Source organism: Bacillus sp. FSL W8-0519 (genome assembly GCF_038005585.1).
GTDB lineage: Bacteria > Bacillota > Bacilli > Bacillales > Bacillaceae_G > Bacillus_A > Bacillus_A paranthracis.
In genome coordinates, this window is the sequence record NZ_JBBOTL010000001.1 from 4413010 (window position 1) to 4437653 (window position 24644).

Here is a 24644-nt window from a genome sequence, read left to right on the forward strand (position 1 = left end):
CTCTCTTTATTCTTTTATAACAACTTCAAATTCCTCTTTCTTTAACATTTTTCAATAATTTGGATCGTTATTTCTCATTTATTTATTAATACTATCCAAAATAAAAAGCAGGGAAATTAATTCCCTGCTTTTCTATTTGGTTTATTGCCTGATGGTAAGAAGAACGATAACACCCAAGCAATCCCTGCAAGTATCGTTGCAATTAAGAAGGCATCGTTAATACCGTTAATTGCAGATAACTTTGAAATTTGTCCGAATAATAGTTGCGTGCTCATCGCATCTCCTGCTTGTGCTGAGCCGGCTAAGGCCGCTAAGCTTTGCCCCATGCCGTGTACTTTATCAACTAAAATTGGGTTTGACGTTGTTAACATATTTCCATAATCTGCTACGTGAGCCGTTGTTTGTTGCGTCATAAGTGTAATTAAAATCGCTGTTCCGATTGAACCCGCTACTTGTCTTGACGTATTTTGCGTTGCTGTACCGTGAGAAATTAATTTCATCGGTAGCGCGTTCATACCAGCTGTCATAATCGGCATCATAATGAATGACATACCAATTGAGCGTATAATATAATCCGTCATAATAACGCTATACGGTGTATCCATCGATAATTTTGTAAATTCATATGTCGCATACGTCGTAATTGCCAATCCAATTATCGCTAATGGACGAATGCCATATTTATCGAATAATTTACCCGCTACTGGTCCCATGATCCCCATAATTAATGATCCTGGAAGAAGTAGTAAACCAGATTCAATTGGCGTAAAGCCACGAATGTTTTGCAGATATACAGGAAGTAATAACATACCTCCGAATAATGCCATCGTAACGATTGCGTTAATTACTAAAGTAAAAGTAAATACCGGGTATTTAAATACTTGTAAATCAAGCATTTTATTATCCGTTGTTAACTCTCTCCAAATAAATAACGCTAAACCAATTACACCGATAATAAGTGAAATAACAACTTCGGCACTAGTCCAACTATTGTTTCCAGCTTCACTAAATCCGTACAATAAGCTTCCTAGTCCAATACTTGAACTAACCACACCGAATATATCTAATTTCGTGTTAGACACTGGCTGAGCTAGTGTAAAGAATTTTAAAGATAGGAACGTAATAATTAAACCGATAATAAACATCGCATAGAACATTAAGTTCCAGCTGTAATTTTCAATTACCCAACCTGTTACAGTTGGTCCGATAGCTGGTGCTAAAATCATTGCTACGCCTAGTAATCCCATCGCTGCTCCGCGCTTATGAGGCGGGAATAGTGTCATGAAGATATTCATACCAACCGGCATTAAAATACCCGCGCCAACCGCTTGAATAACACGGCCCGTCATCATCATTGTAAAGTTTCCTGAAGTAGCACAAATGATAGATCCTACCGTAAAGAATAACATTGCTGCTACGAATAATTTACGATACGTAAATCGTGAAACTAAAAAGGCACTAATCGGTACTAAAATACCATTTACAAGCATGAAGCCTGTAATTAACCATTGTGCTGTTGAAGTTGATACGTTAAATTCATTCATTAACGGAGGCAATGCAACGTTAATGATTGTTTGGTTTAAAATAGAAACGAACATGCCGAGAATTAATACAGCTACCACTGCTTTTACGTTCACATTCTCTACAGGCATAGACATTTGTTTTTTCGGCACTTCTTTTTCTTGTTTTACTTCTTCTTGCTTTCCTGTTTCCAACTCAACTACATTAGAAATTTCCGGTTCTTGCTTTCGTTCAATGTCTTTCTCTTCTGTTTCAACTTTACTTACTTCTATTTTACTTACGGCTGGGACTTGTTCTTCTCCCATTTTCGTTTTTTTCTTTCGTAAAAGACGATTTACAAGGAAGAAGACGATTATACAAAATAGTGCATATCCTGCAATTACAATTGAGGACATCTCATCTCCCCCTTACTTATGAATACGAACTGTCACATTCATGCCAGGAACAATATTTACTGATTTGCTATGATCTAAAGAAATTTTAACTGGTACTACTTGTGTTACTTTCGTATAGTTCGCTGTTGCGTTGCTTGATGGTAACATAGAGAATGTGTTCGCTGTTGTTAAGCCAACTTGTTCTACTTTTCCTGTTAACGTTGTATCTGGGTATGCATCTACATACACATCTACATCTTGACCTTTTTGAACATCATCAACATCTGTTTCTTCAATATTTGCTGTTACCCATAAATTGTTCATATCAAATGCATAAGCGATTGGGCTACCTGCTCCAACGAAAGCATTTGTTGTTGCGTTTGATTGTACAACTGTTGCATTTTGTGGAATTGTTACATCTACTGTTTGTTCTCCATTCGCTGCTGCTACAGTGACAGCACCTAATTTATCATTCTCGTTGTAGTTCTTACCTACTTCCGCTTTCCAGTCAGTTAATTTCCCTGCTACTGGTGATGCAATCGGAATTACCTTTCCATCAATTTTTGCATTGTCTGTTTTTAAGTAATTTTCCGCTTGATTGTAATAGTAATAACCGCCAATACCGCCACCAACTAGTACAATTAATGTGATAATGTTGATAATCACCATTCTTCGAAACTGATTCATTGCATTCCTCTCCTTATATCGCATATAATTTTTTTCTAGACTATTTACGTCCTTATTGTTTAGATTGTTTAATTGTTAATTATATTAACTTTTAAACAAAAAAATCACACCATCTGCGGTGTAAATCGAAATTTATCTACCTGCAAGCGGTGCTGATTTCTGAAGGACTATCGTTTATAATTATAAATAATTATTTCAAATCTACAACCGACAATTTACGTATGAAATGTCGCTTAAACAACAATATAATACCAATATGTTGTTTAAATACAGAAAATTAAACGAGGGGAAATAAAAATGTCTATTAAAAATACAAATGATCCACGTGTAAAACGGACGAGACAACTCATACAGGATGCTTTTGTCGCTTTAGTAGGCGAAAAAGGGTTTGAAAATGTAACTGTTCAACATATTGCAGAACGTGCTCCTGTAAATCGCGCTACGTTTTATAGCCATTACCACGATAAATATGACTTACTAGACAAAAGCATTGAAGAAATGTTAGAGAAGCTAACAGAAGTTATTAAACCGAAAAATAGAAATAAAGAAGATTTTCAACTTACATTTGATTCACCACATCCAAATTTCTTGTCTTTATTTGAACATATCGCAGAAAATGCGAACTTCTATAACGTCATGCTTGGTGATAAAGCTGCCGGAAACTTTACGTATAAAATGATGAAAGCCATTCAGACACATTTAACATTAAGCCTCTCTATTGCACAGCCTAACGATGAAAAACTAATGGTTCCACGTGATATTCTCCTTAGTTATGTTACTGGTGCCCACCTCGGCATGATTATGTCATGGCTAAAAAAAGGGATGATATATACCCCGCATTTTATGGCCATGCAATTAACTCGTTTAATCATTTTAGGGGCTCATACTGCCGCGGGATTAGAACGACCTTTTTAAAACACAAAAAAGCGAAGGAGAGGCTCCTTCGCTTTTTCTATTAATTAAATGTAATGTTATGTACAGCCTCTTTATCAAGACGTTTAATAACTTCTACAATTAACTTCACTGCATTTTCATAATCATCACGGTGTAACATTGCCGCATGAGAATGAATGTAACGGGTTGCAATCGTAATTGCCATAGACGGAATACCATTTACAGCAATATGAATTGCGCCTGCATCCGTTCCACCGCCCGCTACTGAATCATATTGGTATGGAATTTGTAATTCATCAGCAACATCAACTACAAAGTCACGTAAACCTGTATGACCAATAACAGAAGCATCATATAAAATGATCTGTGGTCCATCACCCATTTTACTTTGCGCTTCTTTTGACGTTACACCCGGTGTGTCACCAGCAATACCAACATCTACTGCGAACGCGATATCTGGTTTAATATAATTTGCAGATGTTTTTGCACCACGAAGACCAACTTCTTCTTGTACAGTCCCTACGCCATATACAACGTTTGGATGCTTTTCATCTTTTAATTGTTTTAATACGTCAATTGCAATTGCACAACCAATTCGGTTATCCCATGCTTTTGCAAGTAACATTTTTTCGTTCTTCATCACTTGGAATTCAAAGTAAGGTACAACTTGATCTCCTGGTCGTACGCCCCACTCCATTGCTTCTTCTTGGCTAGAAGCACCAATATCGATGAACATGTCTTTAATTTCAACTGGCTTTTTACGCGCTTCTGGAGGTAAGATATGCGGTGGTTTTGAACCGATAACACCTGTTACATCTCCTTTACGCGTTACAATTGTTACGCGCTGTGCAAGCATAACTTGTGACCACCAGCCACCAACTGTTTGGAAACGAAGGAAACCTTTGTCATCAATTTGCGTAATCATAAAGCCAACTTCATCTAAATGACCTGCAACCATAATTTTCGGGCCGTTTTCTTCCCCTACTTTTTTCGCAACTAAACTTCCTAAATTATCAGTAGAAAGTTCGTCCGCAAACGGCTCAATATATTTCTTCATTACTTCGCGTGGTTCACGCTCGTTACCCGCAATACCACGTGCATCTGTTAATTCTTTTAGCATTGTCAATGTCTCGTCTAATTTTGTCATTGCCAACACCCTCCTTTTTCTTCAGTCACTTCATTATACAAAAGGAAATTGAAATATTCAAAAATTAACTTAGTATCCTTGTGTTTGACGCTGATGATTTACTTCGTTTTTATCTAAATATGCCTTTTCAATCTCTTCTTGTTCAAACTCAAGTGCTTGTCCAAGTCGAAGGTAGCTTGTAAATAATTCAATATAGTTCGTAATAGATGGTTGATCTGTAAAACGAATCACCTTCGCATACGTGTCTAAGAAAATTTCTACTTGTGTTTTATTCGTCTGTGCACACTTATAGAATAAGAAGTTTTTATCAATACCTAAATCAATTCCGATTGATAAAATAAAATGTAAGCCATCTACGTATTCTTCTAGTATGACTTCACGTTCTGATGCTGGTTTGTTGCTCCAATATTTAAAACAACGTGTTTCATTTGCAAGTTCTCCAATTTCTACAAGAAGAGCTAACATTTTCTCTTTTAACAATTTTTTCGGTTGTAAGTCATGTTCTTTCGCAATACGGTCATCTAATTCTTTTTGTAATTTAAATAGTTGTAGTAAGTCCACTCTATTGTCCTCCTCCAACATCGCATTTTACGCAACAATGTTGTTTCATCTCAAAGTTCATTATTATTTTTCGTTTCTTATTAATAAGTCAGCCATTTACCTCTTTACACAAAATAGCTTGTCCTTAATTTACAAATACGTTTCAATCATCACGATTAGATTGTTCACTCCGATTGGTGATAGTTAATACTTATCCAGGAATTGCCCACTATTAAAAATATTATTTTATCTGATGAAAGTTCCATATCATCTTTCCATTATAGCAGTGTCGTTTCAGGTAGGAAAGATACTCTTCTTTCCAGAGGATGATAATTAAAAGAAGCCAGGAGGATTCTCCTGACTTCATATGCATATTCTTCTATATTGCTATAACTTTTATGTTGATTTTGTCATATCGATAACGACACACTTCTCTTTGCATACAAATAAAAAAACCTTAGAAGAAAAATCTTCTAAGGTTTCAACTAATTAATTAGTTAATGTTGTTTTTTGCAACTGTTGCTAATTCAGCGAAAGCTTTTTCGTCATGAACAGCTAAGTCAGCAAGCATCTTGCGGTTAACTTCGATGCCAGCATTTTTAAGACCGTGCATTAAGCGGCTGTAAGAAAGACCATTCATACGAGCTGCTGCGTTGATACGTGTAATCCATAATTTACGGAAGTCACGTTTCTTTTGACGGCGGTCACGGAATGCATACATTAGAGATTTCATAACCTGTTGGTTAGCAACCTTGAATAATGTATTTTTTGAACCGTAGTAACCTTTTGCTAATTTAATTACTTTTTTACGACGTTGACGAGTAACTGTACCACCTTTTACTCTTGGCATAATATTACCTCCTAATTGTTCTATATATCAGCCGAACTTATTTTAAGTTGTCAAGCATTTGACGAATGCGTTTGAAGTCACCAGCGCTTACTACACCAGCTTTACGTAGTTTACGTTTAGCTTTTGTAGATTTGTTAGCGAATAAATGGCTTGTGTAAGCGTGAGAACGTTTCAGTTTACCTGATCCAGTCTTTTTGAAACGCTTTGCAGCGCCGCGATGAGTTTTTTGTTTAGGCATAGGTATTTCCTCCTCTATCTATTACTTATCGTTTTTCGGTGCTAAAACTAAGAACATACTGCGTCCTTCCATTTTAGGCTTAGATTCGATTGTACTAACTTCAGCACAAGCTTCTGAGAAGCGATCTAAAACACGTTGACCGATTTCTTTATGAGTAATGGCACGTCCTTTAAAGCGAATTGACGCTTTAACCTTGTCGCCTTTCTCTAAAAACTTGATAGCATTACGAAGTTTTGTGTTAAAGTCGTGTTCATCAATTGTTGGACTTAAACGAACTTCTTTCATGCTAATTACTTTTTGATTTTTGCGCTGTTCTTTTTCTTTTTTCTGTTGCTCAAAGCGGAATTTACCGTAGTCCATAATGCGGCATACTGGCGGTTTCGCATTTGGAGCAACTAATACTAAATCAAGATTAAGATTTGCAGCTAAGTCTAAAGCGTCATTACGAGACTTGATTCCAAGTTGATCGCCATTTGCACCAACTAAACGTACTTCGCGTGCACGAATTTGCTCGTTAATCATCATATCCTTGCTAATAGTAAGCCACCTCCAAGGTTTTCTCAGAACATAGTTTGTAGTCATAGAACCCGACAAAAAAAGTGCGGGCATACGACACCCACACTTGTAAAATCTTAAGTAAGAAATACATTTACCTGTAAACTGCGAATGCGTCCATCAGGTGAGAAGCGGGTGCTTCTACTTGTTCCACAAAACAATATTCTATTATCCTTGATGAGTTTATCATAGGACATGACGTCTGTCAAGAAGACGCAATGTGTTTTACTAACAACAAGAAATATTGTAACAAACAACTAACATACTTGCAATACTTTTTTACGATAAGTGTTACATGGTTTTTTTTTCTAATTTCCCTTACTCATATTACATAGAAAAGCCGCGGTATACCGCGGCTTTTTCTTATCGTTTTCCTTCTACTTTAATCATATCAACAAAAGCATCTAATGCGATTGTTTCTGATTTTTGTTCACCGTATTTACGTACGTTTACGCCGTTTTCAGTTACTTCATTGTCACCTACTACAAGCATGTACGGAATTTTTTGCATTTGTGCTTCACGGATTTTGTAACCAATTTTCTCTTCACGAGTATCTAATTCAACACGGATACCAGCACGGCGTAATTCGTCTTGTACTTTCTTCGCATAGTCTAAATGTACTTGCGGAGAAACTGGAATTACTTGTACTTGAACTGGAGCTAACCAAGTTGGGAATGCACCTTTGTATTCTTCAATTAAGAAGGCTACGAAACGTTCCATAGTAGATACAACACCACGGTGAATTACAACTGGACGGTGTTGTTTACCGTCTTCACCAACGTAAGATAGTTCAAAGCGTTCTGGAAGTAAGAAGTCTAATTGTACAGTTGAAAGTGTTTCGTCTTTTCCAAGAGCAGTACGAACTTGAACGTCAAGTTTTGGACCGTAGAATGCCGCTTCACCTTCAGCTTCATAGTAATCAAGACCCATTTCATCCATAGCTTCTTTTAACATACCTTGTGCTTTTTCCCACATCTCATCATCAGCATAGTACTTTTTAGTATCTGCTGGGTCGCGATAAGATAGACGGAATGAGTAGTTCTCTAAACCGAAATCTTTGTACACTTCTAGAGTTAAGTTTACAACACGTTTTAATTCTTCTTTAATTTGATCTGGGCGTACGAAAATGTGAGCATCGTTTAAAGTCATTCCGCGTACACGTTGTAATCCAGATAACGCACCTGACATTTCGTAGCGGTGCATTGTTCCAAGTTCCGCAATACGGATTGGTAATTCACGGTAGCTGTGAATATCGTTTTTATAAACCATCATGTGGTGAGGGCAGTTCATCGGACGAAGAACTAACTCTTCATTATCCATTTCCATTGATGGGAACATACCATCACGGTAGTGGTTCCAGTGACCCGAAGTTTCATAAAGCTCTCTGCTTCCTAGTACTGGAGTGTATACGTGATCATAGCCTAAGCTTGCTTCTTTATCAACGATGTAACGCTCGATAATGCGGCGGATTGTTGCACCCTTTGGTAACCAAAGTGGTAAACCTTGTCCTACTTTTTGGCTATTAGTAAATAGTTTTAATTCTTTACCTAATTTACGGTGATCGCGCTCTTTCGCTTCTTCAAGCATACGTAAATGCTCATCTAATTCTGCTTTCTTAACGAATGCAGTACCGTAAATACGTTGTAACATTTTATTATTGCTATCGCCGCGCCAGTAAGCACCCGCAACGCTTAATAATTTAAATACTTTAATTTTCCCTGTAGATGGAAGGTGGACACCACGGCAAAGGTCGAAGAATTCGCCTTGCTCATAGATTGAAATAACTGCATCTTCTGGAAGATCGTTAATTAAATCTAATTTTAACTCATCGCCGATTTCTTCAAAACGACGAATTGCTTCTGCACGTGGTACTTCATGACGAACGATTTCTAAGTTCTCGTTCACAATTTTTTGCATTTCTTTTTCGATTTTCTTGAAGTCTTCAACTGTAATTGCTTCTTCCATATCAATATCGTAGTAGAAGCCATTTTCAATTACTGGACCAATGCCAAGCTCAACCTTAACATCTTTATATAAACGTTTTAACGCTTGCGCTAAAAGGTGAGCTGTTGAGTGGCGTAAAATATATAAGCCATCTTCAGAATCTAATGTAATGATAGAAACTGCACCATCTTCTTCGATTGGTGTAACAAGATCAATCATCTCATCATTTAATTTTCCAGCCACAGCTTTTTTCTTTAAGCCTGGGCTAATAGAAGCTGCGATTTCTTCAGTTGTTACGCCTTTTGGAAACTCCTTCACAGCTCCATCAGGGAAAGTAATTTTAACTACATCTGCCATCACTGGTCACTCCTCTTTTTCTCAAAATAAAAAACACTCATCCCGTAAAAAGGGACGAGTGTTGAATTCGTGGTTCCACCCTTGTTCCAATTAACATAATTGTTAATTGCTCAAGTTCAACATAACGGTGTTGTCCGTTAGCAATTACTAGAAAAACCGTTCACTGCTAAAGTTTAGAGGTGGTAAGTAATAATCCCGTACTAGGAAGCTCACACCCTAAGGCTTCCCTCTCTGAAAATCGTAGAAAACTACTCATGTCCTCATCATGACATTTCAATATATTTCATTTATGTAGGTAATTATATGCTCAAAAACTTAGAAAATCAAGGGCGTTACCTTTATTTTTTAAATTTTTCACATTGCGCTCAAACTCATGTAATCCATGTAATTGTACCCGTTCTTGAAATACATTTCGCAAAGTAATAATCATATTATGGTCTTGTTCTTTCGTATATAAATAAATTTTTTTCGGCGAAATAGAAAGAAGTGGTGCAATTACTTTCGTATCAATATATACATCCTTTTGTTTTAATAAGTCTTCATCTATATATTGAACCAATTTCTCTTGTTTTAAACGTCTACCTTTATCATCATAGAAAATAAAACTTTCATCAAAAATAAGATGTACACATGACAAACGTGATTTCCGGCTACGCACTTGTTGCCGGAGCGTCTCAATAAACATTTGATATTCTTGTTCTAACTTATACTCATCAATTGCCACTTCAGCAAGCTTAGCTACCATTTCCCTATATGTACGAAGACGAAAACGAACATATGATGAAAACGAGAATGAAAGCGGATCACAAAGCCAGTTATTTAAAGAGGATTTAATATATGATTCAAATGTGTGACGTGTTAATTCACGAGCAATTCCTTTTCTTCTTCCTTTTAAAATCTCTTGTGCCATATGCAATATTTGATGGCACTCTTCCTCTTCTTCATAAAAAAACTTCTCTTTTAAGATTGTATATATCCACTCATTTTGTTTCACATTCACAATGAAATATACCATTACTGGCAATAAAATCTTTTCAATATAATTTGATTCACATACTGGTATGTGAATCACCACTTTTTGTTCCTGTAAATACACACTCGTTTCCTTATATAACAGTTCCGCTCTTTTCAATAGTTGTCTATATACGTGCATAGCATCATTTTTTTCTTCGAAGCAAATTTCAATCACTTTTGTCCCCCCTTTTATCCCTGCTCTAAAGGACTGTATCTATACGTTACAAATCCTATAAGAGTCCGTCCCGCGTGAAAGTTCACTCTTAGTAGAATTACATTTCTTATCGTTAGAAAATCCACTCGATATGGCTTGCTAATTTTATATATATTAAGGGAGGGAGAAAAAAATGATACAAGCTACTAGGAATTTTCAATAAGAACTTTTCATTTTATCATTCGGCTACTTTAAAAAGCGTTTAACTACAAAAGAAGAGCAAGCTTCTCAGCTTGCTCTTTACTTATGACGACGGTTTTTCCCGCCAATCGGTATTGGTTTCGCCAAATATTTAATTCGCTCCATAATACGAGCTGCTTTCATTTCTTCCGCTTCACCGCGCTGCGTATATGTTAAATGATGTTCTAGTTGTTTAAAATCAAAGTTAGACGTAAAGAACGTCGGTAAGTTTTCTAACATACGGAATTGCAAAATTGCACCGAGTACATCATCACGCACAAAGCTTGACATCGCTTCTGCTCCAATATCATCTAACATTAAAACTTGTACGCGTTTCACCGCATCAATCTTTTCCCCAATCGAATTATCTTGAATTGAACTTTTAATTTCACGTAAAAATTCAGGGAAATATACGAGCATTGAACTTATTTTCTTTCGAGCAAGCTCATTCGCAATTGCTCCTAATAAATACGTTTTCCCTACACCAAATTTACCGTACAAATATAAACCTTGTACTTTTTTACCAGGTTCATATGTACTTAAAAATTCATTAGCTGCACCAATTGCATCAATACGCGCATCTAAATCTGAAGGGTCTAAGTTTTCCATCGTTGCTTGTAAAATATCAGTTGGCATATATACACTTTGAACGAGCTTTTCATATTTCTTCCTCTCGTCATATGCTACTTTTCTAACGCAACGATCATATTGAATATCAATCATCTTCCCTTGGATAACGAGCTTTGGCTCATATCCTTGCAGCATGTTTTTACACGAACCTAGATCCGGACAATCCGCGCAACCTACACTTTGTCCAATATATTCGTATAATTTCACAAGACTGCGTTCAATCATAGACGTTGTTACTTCCCCTTTATGTTCGTCTATAAATTCTTTCACACGCGGATGTGCCATTACTTCCGCCTTTAATACTTCATATCTATTTTTAAAATTTTCATTTTCCATTAACTTTGCAAATGAATTTTGAATATGCTCCATTTTCTCACCTCAAAGAGCGTTCATTCTCTTCTATTAATCACGCTTATATTTTTTTAACACTTCTTCTAATCGTTTTCGTTCGTCCTCTAACGTACTTGCACCTTTTTCAGCACTTACATCTTTTTTCACAGTTTCTTTCTCTTGTTCTTTCGGCTCTTCTTTCAGCCAATCTGGTACCATTTCTTTTCGTACCGTTTTCTTCGACGTACGGCCTTTCTTCTTCGTCTCAGCCCATTCTTGATATTGACGGTTTTCTTCTTTCGCTAACGCCATTGCTTCAGCTACTGTGCCGACCTTTTTACGTGCCCAATGTCCAGCAATCTTCTCCACATACGTTTTCGCAAGTTTCATATCTGAGCGTAGCATAACGTAATAAATAAGTACATTCACAACACCTGGCGTTAATTTTTGATTGATCATTACATCTTCAACGATTTGCAAGTCAGCCTTCGTTGCCTCTGCACCGCCAGAGATTTCTTTCAATAGTTGTTTTGGTGAGATTTCCTCTAACTGTTTGATTAACATCTCTTCTTGCGTAGAAGGCTCTTTTTCTTTCATCATACGTGCAGCGTGAGGCTGTACTCTTTCACTTAATACAGGTAACGCTTGTCCGTTTTCGAACTGATACCAATCACGCGCTCCTTTTCTAAGCCTTTCGATATCAATTGTCTGCAGCTCTGTCACCGCACCAAGAACGATATTTTGCATCGATAACACATCTACATCATACACGTAAGCAAGTGTAATGACACATTCTCGCACTTGATCTGTAATCGCCTTTTTAGGAACAAGAGCGGACAAGCCATCTACAAATAAGGAGAAATCAAAGAAATCATTCCAAACTTTTGGAGCGTCTCCCTTTTCATTACTTGGCATAGCTGTCGTTTTTGGAATACGAAGGTCTTCTTGCGCATGCTCAAGCTGCCCTGGATTAAACGAACCAAACACATCATTAAAAGAACGCGTAACATTTTCATAAGATGCAAAATCAAATTCTTCTTCTAAGAAATAATGCTTTACTTGATTATATTTTGTCCGACTCAATCGATTGTATAAAAAGATACTTAAAACAATATCATCAAAAAACTGCTTCGGAGATAAAGGTGGTTGCAGCTCATATATAAACATTCGAATATCTTTTTCTTTCTTAATATATACTTTCAAAAGTCCAATTGCCTCTAACTTTACTCGTTCCTCATATACTTCGGGAAGTTGCATTTGCATGGTCACCATAAGGGAATGATGCGTATTCTCTTTTCCAAATACACGATCTTGTTCTAACTCTCCCCATAGCGTCATGTACAAGCTAAAAGCTCTACTACCTATTAACGGCTGATATAACATCGTTAACACTTTTCGGTCGTAATTATGCAATAATCCTTTCGCACTTACTTTATAACGATCAATCGGCAATAGCTCCATCCATGACTGTTTTTCCATTCTTGCTTTCCTTTCTCTCATCCAATCTTCACTATATAATTTATTAGCGAAAAAGAGCTATTAGCTTTCGCTTCTAGCTCTCTTATCTCATTACTTACGGTATGTAAAGAGAATACGATACAGATTCTACTCTCTTTCTTTTTGCAGTATATCTTTTAATTCTTCAATAAATACATTTAAATCTTTAAATTGGCGATATACAGAAGCAAAACGCACGTAAGCAACATCATCGATATCACGTAGTTCTTCCATAACAATTTCACCAATCATATCACTTTTCACTTCTGATATACCTAAATTACGAAGTTCACGTTCCACACTTTGAGTTACTTCTTCTAATTGTCTTAAAGATACTGGTCTTTTTTCACACGCTTTAATTAAGCCACGTAAAATCTTTTCTTTATTAAACTCTTCTCGTGTTCCTTCTTTTTTTACAACGATAAGAGGTGACTCTTCCACTCTTTCAAATGTCGTAAAGCGGCTTAAACAGCTTTCACACTCTCTCCTTCTTCGAATAGAGCGCCCCTCGTCTACCGGACGCGAATCTAACACTCTTGTACCATTATGAGAACAGGATGGACAACGCAATATATTCACTCCTTTACACTATACTCTTTATTTTTTCTCTACTTACTTCATCTGACAATATATATACATTATTATATAACTCATTTTAACTCTCTTACCACTTTAAGTTTAAGCGCATTATTATCTCGTTTAAAAAAATACGATGATAGATGCGTTGTTAACTTATTCGTAAGAGCTCCATTTATTCAACTAACGAGTACATTATATTTTCCCTTTTTTATAAACTAAAAAAGAGGTGCATTATACACCTCTTTACATTTTAAATCAATTATGTTCTTTTTTAAAGAGCTTTTGTTTCTCTCTGCTTAATTTCGAAGCTACCAGTGCCTCGAGGAAGCTCGATGCTCTCACGCGTTTTCGCGTTTAAACCTTCTGCAATATATTCTGCAGCAACATTTGGATCAATACGATCCCCACAAGTATAAACATCAATACTTGCGTAACCGTGCTCCGGAAAGCTATGAATTGTTAAATGTGATTCCGAGATAATTACTACTCCACTTACACCTTGTGGTGCAAATTTATGGAAAGCAACCTCACGCACTTCAGCACCAGCTCTTAGTGCTGCATCCACAAATAATTGTTCAATATACGGCATGTCATTAAGCTTGTCGAAATCGCAATCCCAAAGTTCAGCGATCACGTGACGACCCATCGTATCCATAGTATCCATTCTACAGTTCCCCCTTGTAAATTTATTCTAACTGTTCGAATTGAAAACTAATTTGCAATTTGGCTTGCTCCACTACCACGGGGGAAAGTTAGTCCAGAGAGGTCCTAACCCTTTAAGTAGTGACTACGTACCTCAGCTCTTAAGTTTACGAGTGTTAGTATACTTTGTTTATTTTCATTTTGCAACAACAGTTTTTTCGATTTTCTGTCATATTTTCCTCTTTACTTTTCCCTAAAAAAAATAAATGATTCACAAATACAGTAACCCCAACGTTTCGTGGTATGTCCACTTTCAAAAATATACTCCTATAATTTTTTTCCTTTTCAGAAAAAAATAAAAAAAAGAGGGCAAATATTCCACTTGCCCTCTCCCTTATTCACTTAAATATGTTGCACATTTTCTTGCTTCGCTAATTCGTCAACAACTAACGTTACAAGATCTACAACACGACGAGAGTAGCCCCACTCGTTATCATACCAAGCCAGTACTTTCACTTTACGATCACCCATTACCATTGTAGATAAACCATCAATGATAGCTGAGTGTGTATTTGTATTAAAGTCAATAGATACTAAAGGCTCTTCGCTGAATTCTACAATGCCTTTTAACGCACCGTTTGCAACAGTTTTGAATGCATCGTTAATAGCTTCCACTGTCACATCACGTTTTACATCTACTACTAAGTCAACAAGAGACACGTTTGGCGTTGGTACACGAAGTGCCATACCATGAAGTTTCCCATTTAAATGTGGAAGAACTTTTGCTAGCGCTTTCGCAGCACCTGTCGTTGTCGGAATAATTGATTGTCCGCAAGCACGTGCTCTTCTTAAATCTTTATGTGGATTATCAATATTTTTTTGGTCATTTGTATAAGCGTGAACTGTCGTCATTAAACCGTTTTCAATTCCAAACTGCTCATCTAACACCTTCACAACAGGCGCTAAACAGTTTGTTGTACAAGATGCATTTGAAATAACAGTATGTTTTGTAATATCTAATTGGTCTTCGTTCACACCTACTACAATTGTTACATCTTCATTTTTACCAGGCGCTGTTAAAATAACTTTTTTCGCTCCAGCTTCAACGTGAAGAATTGCTTTTTCTTTTGAATTAAATTTACCAGTTGCTTCAATTACAACTTCAACACCTAAATCTGTCCAAGGCAATTCCTTTGGATCGCGGTTGTTTAAAAGGCGAATCATTTTCCCATCAACTAATAAGTGATCTTCAAATGCTTCTACTGTTCCGTCAAACTTGCCGTGAACTGTATCATATTTAATTAAATGTGCTAACGTTTCAGATGGATAGCTTGCATTGATTGCTACAATTTCGAATGCGCTTTCTTTTATTGCCTGACGAAATACCATTCTCCCAATACGTCCAAATCCATTAATTGCCACACGAGTCATAATATGTTATCCCCCTTGAATGCGTTATACTATTTATCTCCAATCCCAATAATAGTATAACACAAAAAGGGGATATGTCACTAAGCATTTTCATTAATTTCACAATTTTTTAGTCAATAATGTTCCATTTCTTTAAAATCCCCTGTAATTGTGTTTTCGTTCCCATAATTGTGCCATCATTATTTATCACTTCATCTGCATGTTTCACTTTTTCTTCTAACGGCATTTGAGATTGAATACGAGCTGTTGCTTCTTCTTCTGAAAAATTATTTCGCTTCATTAAACGTTCTAATTGCGTATGTGGCTTAACTGCTACAACTAAAGCGCGGTCAACGAGACTTGTTAATTTACTTTCAAATAAGAGAGGAATATCTAACACAACCGCTTGCATACCTTCTTTTATGTACATTTCCTTTTGCCTATTCATTTCCTCACGCACTGCAGGATGAACAATTTTGTTTAACTGCAATCGTTTCTCTTCATTATAGAAAACGACACTTCCTAGTTTTGGACGATCTAGTTCTCCATCTTCTTGTAATACTTCTGTTCCAAATACTTCTACAATTTTGTTATATGCTGGCTTTCCTCGTTCTACAACTTCTCGCGCAATAATATCTGCATCAATAACTGGTATATTTAGCTCGCGAAACATTTGAGATACTGTACTTTTTCCACTTGCAATACCTCCCGTTAATCCAATTACTACTGTCATCATATAATCCTCCTCATAATAAAAGGCGCGAAACTAATGTTCCACGCCCGTACTTACATTTTCCAAATTCCAATAATAATGAGTAATACCCCAGGCAGGAATGTAAATTTTTGCAACCATTTCATATTTGATAAAACCGTTCCAAGTTTCATTCCAATAAATAAAAACAAAGAACTCATCACTGCAACTAATATCGCCATCATAGCAGGTGCATACCCTAATAAAGATGCACCAATTCCAGCACCAAATGAATCTACAGAAAGAGCGATACCAAGAAGTAACGCTTCTCCTGCAGAAATGGTGCCTGATTTATCGAAATCTGCTACAGTCGGTTTCCGTAAAATTTGAATGACTAACCCTAGCGAGGCAATCTCTAATTTCCATACCTTCTCCTCTTGCTTCGGTTCTTCTTTTTTCTCACTTCGAAAAAATTGGTATAATACCCAAATCCCTATTCCAATAAGGACAAGCCCACCGATACGCGTTGCGATAACAGGTGAAAATACTTTCGCGATCATATGTCCAATTCCCATTGAAACAAGCATAACAGCCGCTGAACACATCCCGATAATTACAATTGATCTTAGTGGAATTCTTACGCTTCTTAAACCATATGTTAGCCCTACACTACAGCTATCTAAGCTTAATGTAAAAGCTAATAAAATAAGAGATAAATAAAGGTACATCGGTAAGCTCCTCCCTTATACATAGCTCTGCTGTATGTATATGACAAATGCCTATCCGATGTTATCTCTTTTCTATATTCTCGGCTGACAAATCGGGCAATAATGCGTTCCTCTTCCGCCAACAACTGTTTTTTCTAATATCGTACCGCAAGTCACACACGGTTCTCCTTTTTTTCCATATACATTTAGCAGTTCTTGGAACGAACCAATTTGCCCTTGTGAGTTGATATACGTTCGAATTGTACTTCCGCCACGCTTCACTGCTTCACCTAACGTTGTAACAGTCGCCTCATAAATTCGCTCAATTTCTTCTACTGTTAAAGACGACGCTTCTCGTTCTGGATGAATTTGAGAACGGAATAAAACTTCATCTACATATATATTTCCAAGTCCTACTAAAAGACGCTGGTCTAATAATACAACTTTTATTTTACGATTTGTCTTTTGCAATCTCTCTTGTAAATACTGTGGTGTCAATTCAGCATCAAATGGCTCCGGACCTAAGTCAGCAAGAGGCATTTGATTCATTTCCTCACCTTTTTTAAAGAGATGCATCGTACCAAACTTTCTCACATCTTTATAATGTAATTCAGTTCCATCTGTAAATAAGAAACGGACGTGCGTATGCTTATCAATTGGCTCATCCTCTTGATGCAGTAAAAACTTACCTTCCATACGCAAATGTGAAACAATGACATAATTTGTTACATATAAAAGCAAAAACTTTCCTCTTCGCTTTATATTTTCAATCGTCTCGCCTTTTAGCATTTCTTTAAAGATTTCTGCATCATCCGGTCGTTTTACGATTTTCGGATAAGTAACAATAACATCTTCAATCGTTTTTCCTGTTACAAGATTTTCAAGTGTCCGTCTGACGTTTTCAACCTCTGGTAATTCAGGCATTTCATCACTTCCTTATTTTGCGTCGTACCAAGTTGGACCGTAAGAATAATCAACTTTCAACGGAACTGTAAGTTCAATTGCATGCTCCATTACTTCTGGTACAAGCTTCTCTAATTTTTCAATTTCTTCTTTTGGTGCTTCAAATATTAATTCATCGTGTACTTGCAATAGAAGACGCGCTTGTAATCCTTCTTCTTCTAAACGATCTGCCATAATAATCATCGCTTTTTTAATAATATCTGCTGCAGTACCTTGAATTGGTGTATTCATAGCTGTACGCTCAGCAAAGCTACGCAAGTTAAAATTACGACTCGTAATTTCCGGAATGTAACGGCGGCGATTTAATAATGTAGCTACATATCCTTTTTGTTTCGCATCTTTTACGATGTCATCCATGTATTCTTGTACACCAGGGAAACTTTCTAAATACTTTTCAATAAATTCCGCTGCTGCTTTTCTTGTAATTCCTAAGTTTTGTGAAAGACCATAATCACTAATACCATACACAATTCCGAAGTTAACAGCTTTCGCTTGTCGTCTCATATTTGAAGTTACTTCATCTTTTTCAACGCCAAATACATCCATAGCTGTTTTCGTATGAATATCCATGTCATGTTGGAACGCGTCGACTAGCCCTTTATCATTTGCAATATGAGCTAATACACGAAGTTCAATTTGTGAATAATCCGCTGCGTACATAATCCATCCTTCTTCTGATGGAACGAATGCCTGACGAATCTTTCTTCCTTCTTCTAATCGAATCGGGATATTTTGTAAGTTTGGATCCGTTGAACTTAATCGGCCCGTTTGCGTTAATACTTGATTGAAACGAGTATGGATTTTAGATGAATCTTCATGTACAACTTTTAATAAACCTTCAATATAAGTTGAATTTAGTTTCCCTAATTGACGGTAATGTAAAATGTTTGGAATAATTTCATGGTGATCCATCAGCTTGTCTAGTACATCAGCTGACGTAGAATAACCTGTTTTCGTCTTCTTAATAACCGGTAAGTTTAAATTCTCAAACAGAATAACACCAAGCTGCTTCGGTGAATTTATATTAAATTCTGTTCCCGCCAGCTTATAAATTTCCTGTTCCATTTCCTTTAATCTACCTGCAAGTTCTTCTCCCATATTACGAAGACGTTCTGTATCAACTTTTACACCTTTTACTTCCATATCAGCTAATACACGTGCAAGTGGTAATTCTAACTCTGTAAACAGTTCATATTGCTCATTCTTTTCTAACTCTTCAACGAATGTTTGCTTCACATCATATAATACATGCACTTTACGAGCTACATGCTCCGCTACTATCTCTAACTCTGGAACAGCACGCTTCGCACCTTTTCCGTAAACTTCTTCATCAGATTTCACAGCATGTGTTTCTTTCATTTTCGCTACAGTACGGAAATCTTTATCTGTATCAGCCGGGTCAAGTAAGTAAGCAGCAATTAATAGATCAAAGTCAATCCCTTGCATATCTATACCGTTCCATTTCAGTGCAACGATCGCACGCTTCGCATCAAATGTATACTTTCTCATTTCTCCATCTGCAAGCCACTCTTTAAAAGCATCTGATTTAAGTGCAATATCTGTCTGAATAAAGTAACATCCATTTTCATTTTGAATACCGAAACCTTGAATGTCTGCTTTATGATAATTATCTTCTTGTACTTCAACGATAAGCGCACTATCTTGCTGAAGCATTTCTTCTGTAACTTCTTCCACAATATCAAATGTAATATCATCTAATTCAGCTGGAGCCGTTTCTTCTGGCGTAACACCTAATTTATTTAAAAGAGATGTGAATCCTAAATTCTCGAACATTGGAATGACATCACTTGGCTCATATCCTTTATACTCCATATCATCCACATGCACTGTAATCGGCGCGTCTGTAATAATGGTTGCAAGATCTTTACTCATAAGAGCTTGGTCTTTATTTGCTTCCAGCTTTTCTTTTAATTTCTTCCCGCTTACTTGATCTATATTTTCATACACTTCTTCAACCGTTCCAAACTGTGTTAACAATTTAATCGCAGTTTTTTCACCAACTCCTGGTACACCTGGAATATTATCTGATTGGTCTCCCATTAAACCTTTCATATCGATAATTTGCTTCGGTGATAAGCTGTATTTCTCAAATAAAGCTTCTTTCGTATATTCATCTACTTCCGTAATCCCTTTTCGAGGAATACATACAAGCGTGTTATCAGAAACAAGTTGAAGTAAATCTTTATCTCCTGAAATAACTTTTACACTAGCTCCTTGTTCACTCGCTTCTTTCGCTAGCGTTCCCATAATGTCATCCGCTTCATAATTTTCTAATTCATAACGCGGTACATTGAATGCATCAAGCATCTCACGAATAAATGGGAATTGCTCTGATAACTCAGGCGGAGTCTTTTGACGTCCTCCTTTATACTCACTATACGTTTTGTGACGGAACGTTGTTTTACCCGCATCAAATGCAACTAACATATGCGTCGGTTTTTCTTCCTCTAATATTCTCATTAACATCATTGTAAAACCGTAAATTGCGTTCGTATGTATACCTTTGTCGTTATTTAAAAGCGGTAGTGCAAAGAAAGCACGATACGCGATATTATTACCATCTACTAATACGACCTTTTTTTCCAAATCAGAAACCTCCCCATACAAATTTGAAATGATTTTTTTCACAGAAAAAAACCGTTTCTTTCCTCTCTCTATATTAACATGACTAATAGAGAGAAGAAAAATAACGGTTATTTTCTTTCATATATAAAACAGACTGATATTGGCATAAAGGGAAGTGACGAGAACAGCTTAACTATTCTCGTCCAAAATTACTCCTTGGATGAAGGGGTTTTCATGTATTATATTAACAGAGCTTTATTAATATTTAATTAAGACATTGTTAATATATTGTAAACATCCTTCATCCTATTTTTCAGTTGCTGATTTTGGTAAAACAACTGTAAAGGTTGTCCCTTCTCCTACTTCACTATCCACTGTAATCGTACCGTGATGGGCCTCGACTAAATGCTTTACGATTGATAATCCAAGACCTGTACCACCAGTATTTCTACTTCTCGCTTTATCCACTCGGTAAAAGCGTTCAAAAATACGCGGAATTTCATCTTTACTAATACCAATTCCAGTATCCGACACTTTTATATAAGCATTATATTTATCTTCTGCTAATTCTACAGAAACAACGCCTCCAGCCGGTGTATATACGATTGCGTTATTCATTAAATTAATAAAGATTTGCTGCAAACGACTTGGATCTCCAATGACAGAGACACGTTTTAATGCATTTACTTGTAAAGAGATTTCTTTTTCTCCCGCTTTATTATCAAGCACCATATGAATATCTTCAAGAAGTCCCTTCATATCAACGGTACCCATATTCAATTTAAATCCTTGTTGCTCAATCTTTGATAAATCTAATAAATCTTCAATTAATCCTTGCATACGTTCACTTTCTTTTAAAATAATGTGCAAGAAATGTTCGCAGAATTTTTTATTATCCATAGCACCGTCTAAAAGTGTTTCTGAAAAACCTTTAATAGAAGTAATCGGCGTTTTTAGTTCATGAGAAACATTCGCTAAAAAGTCTTTTCTCATTTGTTCTAACTTTTTCAGCTCAGTAATGTCATGGAATACAAGGACAATCCCTTTCCATTCATGGTTCGTCCCGATAATCGGTGCTCCATATACCTCGAAATGCTTTCGCTCAATTCCAAGTGGCAATAACATTTGTTTGCGCACTTTCACTTCTGTCATAAAGATTTCTTCCACAAGCTCTATAATTTCCGGATGATGAAACGACTCATAATATAAACGATCTAAATATTCTTCATCTGTGACGTGGAAAGTTTCCTTATACGAACGGTTTACAAGGTTGATATAACCGCGGCTATCAATTAAAATCATTCCGCTTCCCATATTTTCAATTAACGTATGCAGACGATCTTGTTGCATTTCTTGCTCAAGTGTCATCTCTTGTAAATTACGAGCTAAAATATTAATCGCTTTACTTAACATTCCCGTTTCATCCGAATGACTTTCATAAGCGCGTGCTTTATAATTCCCCTTGGCTAATTCGATGGCAACTTTCGTAACGGACTCAATCGGCCTAATATATTGCCCTGTAATTTTCATACCTAAAAATACGACTACAAGACACGCAATAACAAATCCGATAATTAATAATCCCCACGTTTTTTGATGAACGTCTTTCAAAGGCTCAATTGTGCTCTTCACCAAAATGTATCCTTGTTTCCCTGCTACATCTTGCACGAACACCGCATGGTAAAATTCATTATTTTGATCTGTTTCTTTCGTAATGACTTTATTTCTTTGTTTCGTTGTTACAGAGGAAAGTTCTTTTATTATCCCTTGGCTAAAAGCAGACGGTTCTCCCCCGCTATATTGAACTTTCTTTTTCTCATCTACAAAGGCAATAGAAGCCTGAATTTTTTCTTCTAGCTTTTTAAATATATATGGATTTTTTAAAACATCATCAAAACCTTGTTCTTCTGCTAATACCGCAACATACTCTGTCTCTTTTACCATTCTCTCTTTCGCATGATCTATATAATAGTTTTCAAACACGGTTTCCAGCAATAAACCGAGTCCGACTAAAATAAAAACAATAAGAGAAACAAATGTAAAAAGAAGCCTGGAACGAAATTTATTCATCCCCTTTTGGCTCCTCTAATTTATATCCTAAACCACGTATCGTTTTAATGTACGTCGGTTTTTTCGTATTTTGTTCAATTTTATCGCGCAAATGGCTAATATGAACGTCAACAATTCGTGTATCACCAGCGAAATCATAATTCCATACAGCACTTAATAATTGATCACGCGTTAATACGCGACTTTTATTTTTCGCAAGATAAACAAGTAGTTCAAATTCTTTTGGTGTTAATTCAAGCTTTCTTCCTTGGAAATAAGCCTCATAAAACTCCGGTAAAATTTTAAGTTCAGCAATTGTAATGCTCTCTTCATCTGACGATTCTGTAACTTGCTCTTCTTGTTGTAATTTCGTGCGGCGTAAAATTGCCTTCACACGCGCAACAACTTCCCTTGGGCTAAATGGCTTCGTCATATAATCATCCGCCCCAAGTTCAAGACCTAGCACCTTATCGAACTCATCATCTTTTGCTGTTAACATTAAAATTGGCGTCATAACGCGCTGCAATCGTAATTCTTTACATACTTCCATACCATCCATTTTTGGAAGCATTAAATCTAATATAATTAAATCTGGACGTTCTGTTGTCGCTTTTTGAAGCGCCATTTCTCCATCCATCGCTGTTATCACTTCAAAACCAGCTTGTTGTAAATTAAATTCGATTAAAGTTAAGATAAACTCCTCATCATCAACTACTAAAATACGATTGTTCATTCTTTTCCTCCAAGTTATAGACTTGAAACCTTCTTCATCCTAGTATTTTCCCCGTTATTCTCATCATACTAGAAAACAAGGTCCCTCTCAATATAATTGTCTATTCATGGATTCGGATTGCGCAATTAACTTGTAGTGATCCATACTTTATACACTTCTATATCTTTATTAAATTCAATACTCGTATGGATATGATATTCTCGACTTTGCGCTAAGAAAAAGATACAGCGTACGCTATTTTATAATCTAGCGTTTCATACCCATCAAATACTCTTCCATGCATTTCATTCGCAACCCCGTCCGCCCACACTTCAGCTTCTCTTATCGTTTCAAAGATAACGTCTTCTCTCTTCCACTTCATCTTAAAAAACCCCTTTAATTGACTTTAATTATCAATTTATATATTATTAATTTTAATATATAAATAAATGCAATAAAGGAGCTATTATGCGAATATTACTATCTATTTTAACTTTATTAGTAACATGTTTCCTTACTTTTAACGTACCGAGCTGGGATACAATTAAAACGGGGTGTTCAGATTTTGCTGAAGGATTCAAAGAGGGATTCTTCAACTAAAAATAGCGCTAGCCCCCTTATGAAAGGCATGCTAGCGCTATTCACATTTTCATGTTTTAAAAATTATCTAATGCTTTTTCCATAATAGAGACTGATTTGTAAGGTGGCGTTACTGTTAATGAGCCTTTCACAACAGTATCCCCTTTTTCATCATGAGCAGATACAAGCATATCAATTGTATGTTCCTCCTCAGAAACAGCCACAACTTCAAAGTGGATTTGTAACGTTTCATAATGGTGAACATGCTTCACGAACGTAAGGTCCTTTCTCGTAATATGACTACCTGGACCTGGTAAATATTTCGTAACTGCCGTTGTAATCATTCCCGTTAGCATAATGCTTGGTACAATCGGCTTTTCATACGGAGTTTGGGATGCGTAATCATGCTGAATATATAATGGATTGGCATCATTCGTTAACCCTAAGTACAATAACAAATCTTTATCCTCAATTTTTTCAGTGATAGATAATTTCTCTCCTACTGTAATTTCATCCATTTTACGACCAATTTGAACTTTTTTCTTTAACATGTTACAACCCCCTCCGATTTTTTCACCTTATTATCCTACTAAAAGCGATACTTGATCCGACATTTACTATGATGAGGGCAATGTATAGTATAAATCTACAGTTTCATTATAGGATATTACAAATGATAGCGTTTTCAAGTTATTTCAAAAAAACATTTGTATAAATAGTAGAAAAAGATTCGGGGCCCCGAATCTTTTTCTAC

Annotated in this window: 23 protein-coding genes, 1 pseudogene and 2 other annotated features; of the genes and pseudogenes, 2 read left to right on the forward strand and 22 right to left on the reverse strand. The window is 36.3% G+C overall.

Annotated elements, in window-relative coordinates; all coding sequences use genetic code 11:
• Positions 1 to 116 precede the first annotated feature (116 nt).
• On the reverse strand, positions 117 to 1916 hold the full coding sequence (locus NST14_RS23160; protein WP_095843180.1) for a DHA2 family efflux MFS transporter permease subunit: 1800 nt from the start codon (positions 1914 to 1916) through the stop codon (positions 117 to 119).
• 12 nt (positions 1917 to 1928) lie between these two features.
• Positions 1929 to 2582: an HlyD family secretion protein gene (locus NST14_RS23165; RefSeq protein WP_001071404.1), complete on the reverse strand. Its 654-nt coding sequence runs from the start codon at positions 2580 to 2582 to the stop codon at positions 1929 to 1931.
• Positions 2583 to 2879: 297 nt separating this feature from the next.
• Between NST14_RS23165 and NST14_RS23170 the strand changes: the two genes are divergently transcribed.
• Entirely contained in the window at positions 2880 to 3497 is a 618-nt protein-coding gene (locus NST14_RS23170; protein WP_000023670.1) for a TetR/AcrR family transcriptional regulator, read from the forward strand.
• Positions 3498 to 3537: 40 nt separating this feature from the next.
• On the opposite strand, the gene NST14_RS23175 is transcribed toward NST14_RS23170, so the two are convergent.
• The 19 genes and pseudogenes from NST14_RS23175 to NST14_RS23265 all read right to left on the reverse strand — a co-directional run bounded on the left by NST14_RS23175 (position 3538) and on the right by NST14_RS23265 (position 23693).
• Positions 3538 to 4623, reverse strand: coding sequence for a M42 family metallopeptidase (locus NST14_RS23175; protein WP_000163568.1), 1086 nt, complete (start codon positions 4621 to 4623; stop codon positions 3538 to 3540).
• Between the two features lie 69 nt (positions 4624 to 4692).
• Positions 4693 to 5184 (reverse strand): dUTP diphosphatase, encoded by a 492-nt coding sequence (locus NST14_RS23180; RefSeq protein WP_000365050.1) that lies wholly within the window; start codon positions 5182 to 5184, stop codon positions 4693 to 4695.
• A 472-nt stretch (positions 5185 to 5656) separates the two neighbouring features.
• A complete protein-coding gene (rplT, locus tag NST14_RS23185) occupies positions 5657 to 6013 on the reverse strand; it encodes a 50S ribosomal protein L20 (RefSeq protein WP_001138362.1) in 357 nt (118 codons plus the stop codon).
• A 37-nt stretch (positions 6014 to 6050) separates the two neighbouring features.
• Positions 6051 to 6251 carry a 50S ribosomal protein L35 gene (gene rpmI / locus NST14_RS23190; protein WP_001125945.1) on the reverse strand — a complete coding sequence of 67 codons (201 nt, stop codon included), beginning with the start codon at positions 6249 to 6251 and terminating at the stop codon, positions 6051 to 6053.
• A gap of 21 nt (positions 6252 to 6272) precedes the next feature.
• The gene (infC, locus tag NST14_RS23195; protein ID WP_000973214.1) at positions 6273 to 6776 is read right to left on the reverse strand and encodes a translation initiation factor IF-3; all 504 of its coding nucleotides are present in this window, start codon (positions 6774 to 6776) and stop codon (positions 6273 to 6275) included.
• 62 nt (positions 6777 to 6838) lie between these two features.
• Positions 6839 to 6959: a sequence feature (ribosomal protein L20 leader region), on the reverse strand.
• 210 nt (positions 6960 to 7169) lie between these two features.
• On the reverse strand, positions 7170 to 9107 hold the full coding sequence (gene thrS / locus NST14_RS23200) for a threonine--tRNA ligase (RefSeq protein WP_000786083.1): 1938 nt from the start codon (positions 9105 to 9107) through the stop codon (positions 7170 to 7172).
• A gap of 47 nt (positions 9108 to 9154) precedes the next feature.
• Positions 9155 to 9383, reverse strand: a binding site (T-box leader).
• A gap of 31 nt (positions 9384 to 9414) precedes the next feature.
• The gene (gene ytxC / locus NST14_RS23205) at positions 9415 to 10296 is read right to left on the reverse strand and encodes a putative sporulation protein YtxC (RefSeq protein WP_000569618.1); all 882 of its coding nucleotides are present in this window, start codon (positions 10294 to 10296) and stop codon (positions 9415 to 9417) included.
• 279 nt (positions 10297 to 10575) lie between these two features.
• Positions 10576 to 11514, reverse strand: a complete 939-nt coding sequence (gene dnaI / locus NST14_RS23210) for a primosomal protein DnaI (protein WP_000400101.1) — start codon at positions 11512 to 11514, stop codon at positions 10576 to 10578.
• Positions 11515 to 11547: 33 nt separating this feature from the next.
• Complete coding sequence (locus NST14_RS23215; protein WP_000415041.1) at positions 11548 to 12954, reverse strand: replication initiation and membrane attachment family protein; 1407 nt, start codon at positions 12952 to 12954, stop codon at positions 11548 to 11550.
• Between the two features lie 126 nt (positions 12955 to 13080).
• The gene (nrdR, locus tag NST14_RS23220; protein ID WP_001203687.1) at positions 13081 to 13542 is read right to left on the reverse strand and encodes a transcriptional regulator NrdR; all 462 of its coding nucleotides are present in this window, start codon (positions 13540 to 13542) and stop codon (positions 13081 to 13083) included.
• A 280-nt stretch (positions 13543 to 13822) separates the two neighbouring features.
• A complete protein-coding gene (speD, locus tag NST14_RS23225) occupies positions 13823 to 14206 on the reverse strand; it encodes an adenosylmethionine decarboxylase (protein ID WP_002003660.1) in 384 nt (127 codons plus the stop codon).
• 389 nt (positions 14207 to 14595) lie between these two features.
• Positions 14596 to 15624: a glyceraldehyde-3-phosphate dehydrogenase gene (locus NST14_RS23230; RefSeq protein WP_000198972.1), complete on the reverse strand. Its 1029-nt coding sequence runs from the start codon at positions 15622 to 15624 to the stop codon at positions 14596 to 14598.
• 109 nt (positions 15625 to 15733) lie between these two features.
• On the reverse strand, positions 15734 to 16336 hold the full coding sequence (gene coaE / locus NST14_RS23235; RefSeq protein ID WP_229143045.1) for a dephospho-CoA kinase: 603 nt from the start codon (positions 16334 to 16336) through the stop codon (positions 15734 to 15736).
• A gap of 53 nt (positions 16337 to 16389) precedes the next feature.
• Positions 16390 to 17022 (reverse strand): sporulation membrane protein YtaF, encoded by a 633-nt coding sequence (gene ytaF, locus NST14_RS23240; protein WP_000281751.1) that lies wholly within the window; start codon positions 17020 to 17022, stop codon positions 16390 to 16392.
• A gap of 72 nt (positions 17023 to 17094) precedes the next feature.
• Positions 17095 to 17925: a DNA-formamidopyrimidine glycosylase gene (gene mutM / locus NST14_RS23245; protein ID WP_001114483.1), complete on the reverse strand. Its 831-nt coding sequence runs from the start codon at positions 17923 to 17925 to the stop codon at positions 17095 to 17097.
• A 12-nt stretch (positions 17926 to 17937) separates the two neighbouring features.
• The gene (polA, locus tag NST14_RS23250; protein WP_229143037.1) at positions 17938 to 20571 is read right to left on the reverse strand and encodes a DNA polymerase I; all 2634 of its coding nucleotides are present in this window, start codon (positions 20569 to 20571) and stop codon (positions 17938 to 17940) included.
• Positions 20572 to 20856: 285 nt separating this feature from the next.
• Positions 20857 to 22620 carry a sensory box histidine kinase PhoR gene (gene phoR / locus NST14_RS23255; RefSeq protein WP_220778269.1) on the reverse strand — a complete coding sequence of 588 codons (1764 nt, stop codon included), beginning with the start codon at positions 22618 to 22620 and terminating at the stop codon, positions 20857 to 20859.
• On the reverse strand, positions 22613 to 23332 hold the full coding sequence (gene phoP / locus NST14_RS23260) for a two-component system response regulator PhoP (protein WP_001065225.1): 720 nt from the start codon (positions 23330 to 23332) through the stop codon (positions 22613 to 22615). The genes phoR and phoP overlap by 8 nt, the downstream gene beginning before the upstream one ends.
• A gap of 125 nt (positions 23333 to 23457) precedes the next feature.
• A pseudogene (locus NST14_RS23265) lies at positions 23458 to 23693 on the reverse strand (hypothetical protein).
• An 86-nt stretch (positions 23694 to 23779) separates the two neighbouring features.
• Between NST14_RS23265 and NST14_RS23270 the strand changes: the two are divergent.
• Entirely contained in the window at positions 23780 to 23911 is a 132-nt protein-coding gene (locus NST14_RS23270) for a hypothetical protein (protein ID WP_002022497.1), read from the forward strand.
• 56 nt (positions 23912 to 23967) lie between these two features.
• On the opposite strand, the gene NST14_RS23275 is transcribed toward NST14_RS23270, so the two are convergent.
• A complete protein-coding gene (locus NST14_RS23275) occupies positions 23968 to 24441 on the reverse strand; it encodes a MaoC family dehydratase (protein ID WP_000914178.1) in 474 nt (157 codons plus the stop codon).
• Positions 24442 to 24644 lie beyond the last annotated feature (203 nt).

Bases quoted from the DNA above. Each gene is read 5' to 3' on its own strand.
- phoR (WP_220778269.1), bottom strand. From the start codon at position 22,620: ATGAATAAATTTCGTTCCAGGCTTCTTTTTACATTTGTTTCTCTTATT.
- rpmI (WP_001125945.1), bottom strand. From the start codon at position 6,251: ATGCCTAAACAAAAAACTCATCGCGGCGCTGCAAAGCGTTTCAAAAAG.
- speD (WP_002003660.1), bottom strand. From the start codon at position 14,206: ATGGATACGATGGGTCGTCACGTGATCGCTGAACTTTGGGATTGCGAT.
- NST14_RS23160 (WP_095843180.1), bottom strand. From the start codon at position 1,916: ATGTCCTCAATTGTAATTGCAGGATATGCACTATTTTGTATAATCGTC.
- NST14_RS23215 (WP_000415041.1), bottom strand. From the start codon at position 12,954: ATGGAAAAACAGTCATGGATGGAGCTATTGCCGATTGATCGTTATAAA.
- NST14_RS23270 (WP_002022497.1), top strand. From the start codon at position 23,780: ATGCGAATATTACTATCTATTTTAACTTTATTAGTAACATGTTTCCTT.
- thrS (WP_000786083.1), bottom strand. From the start codon at position 9,107: ATGGCAGATGTAGTTAAAATTACTTTCCCTGATGGAGCTGTGAAGGAG.
- NST14_RS23275 (WP_000914178.1), bottom strand. From the start codon at position 24,441: ATGTTAAAGAAAAAAGTTCAAATTGGTCGTAAAATGGATGAAATTACA.
- coaE (WP_229143045.1), bottom strand. From the start codon at position 16,336: ATGACAGTAGTAATTGGATTAACGGGAGGTATTGCAAGTGGAAAAAGT.
- NST14_RS23230 (WP_000198972.1), bottom strand. From the start codon at position 15,624: ATGACTCGTGTGGCAATTAATGGATTTGGACGTATTGGGAGAATGGTA.
- mutM (WP_001114483.1), bottom strand. From the start codon at position 17,925: ATGCCTGAATTACCAGAGGTTGAAAACGTCAGACGGACACTTGAAAAT.
- NST14_RS23170 (WP_000023670.1), top strand. From the start codon at position 2,880: ATGTCTATTAAAAATACAAATGATCCACGTGTAAAACGGACGAGACAA.
- dnaI (WP_000400101.1), bottom strand. From the start codon at position 11,514: ATGGAGCATATTCAAAATTCATTTGCAAAGTTAATGGAAAATGAAAAT.
- NST14_RS23165 (WP_001071404.1), bottom strand. From the start codon at position 2,582: ATGAATCAGTTTCGAAGAATGGTGATTATCAACATTATCACATTAATT.
- NST14_RS23175 (WP_000163568.1), bottom strand. From the start codon at position 4,623: ATGACAAAATTAGACGAGACATTGACAATGCTAAAAGAATTAACAGAT.
- phoP (WP_001065225.1), bottom strand. From the start codon at position 23,332: ATGAACAATCGTATTTTAGTAGTTGATGATGAGGAGTTTATCTTAACT.
- infC (WP_000973214.1), bottom strand. From the start codon at position 6,776: ATGATGATTAACGAGCAAATTCGTGCACGCGAAGTACGTTTAGTTGGT.
- ytaF (WP_000281751.1), bottom strand. From the start codon at position 17,022: ATGTACCTTTATTTATCTCTTATTTTATTAGCTTTTACATTAAGCTTA.
- rplT (WP_001138362.1), bottom strand. From the start codon at position 6,013: ATGCCAAGAGTAAAAGGTGGTACAGTTACTCGTCAACGTCGTAAAAAA.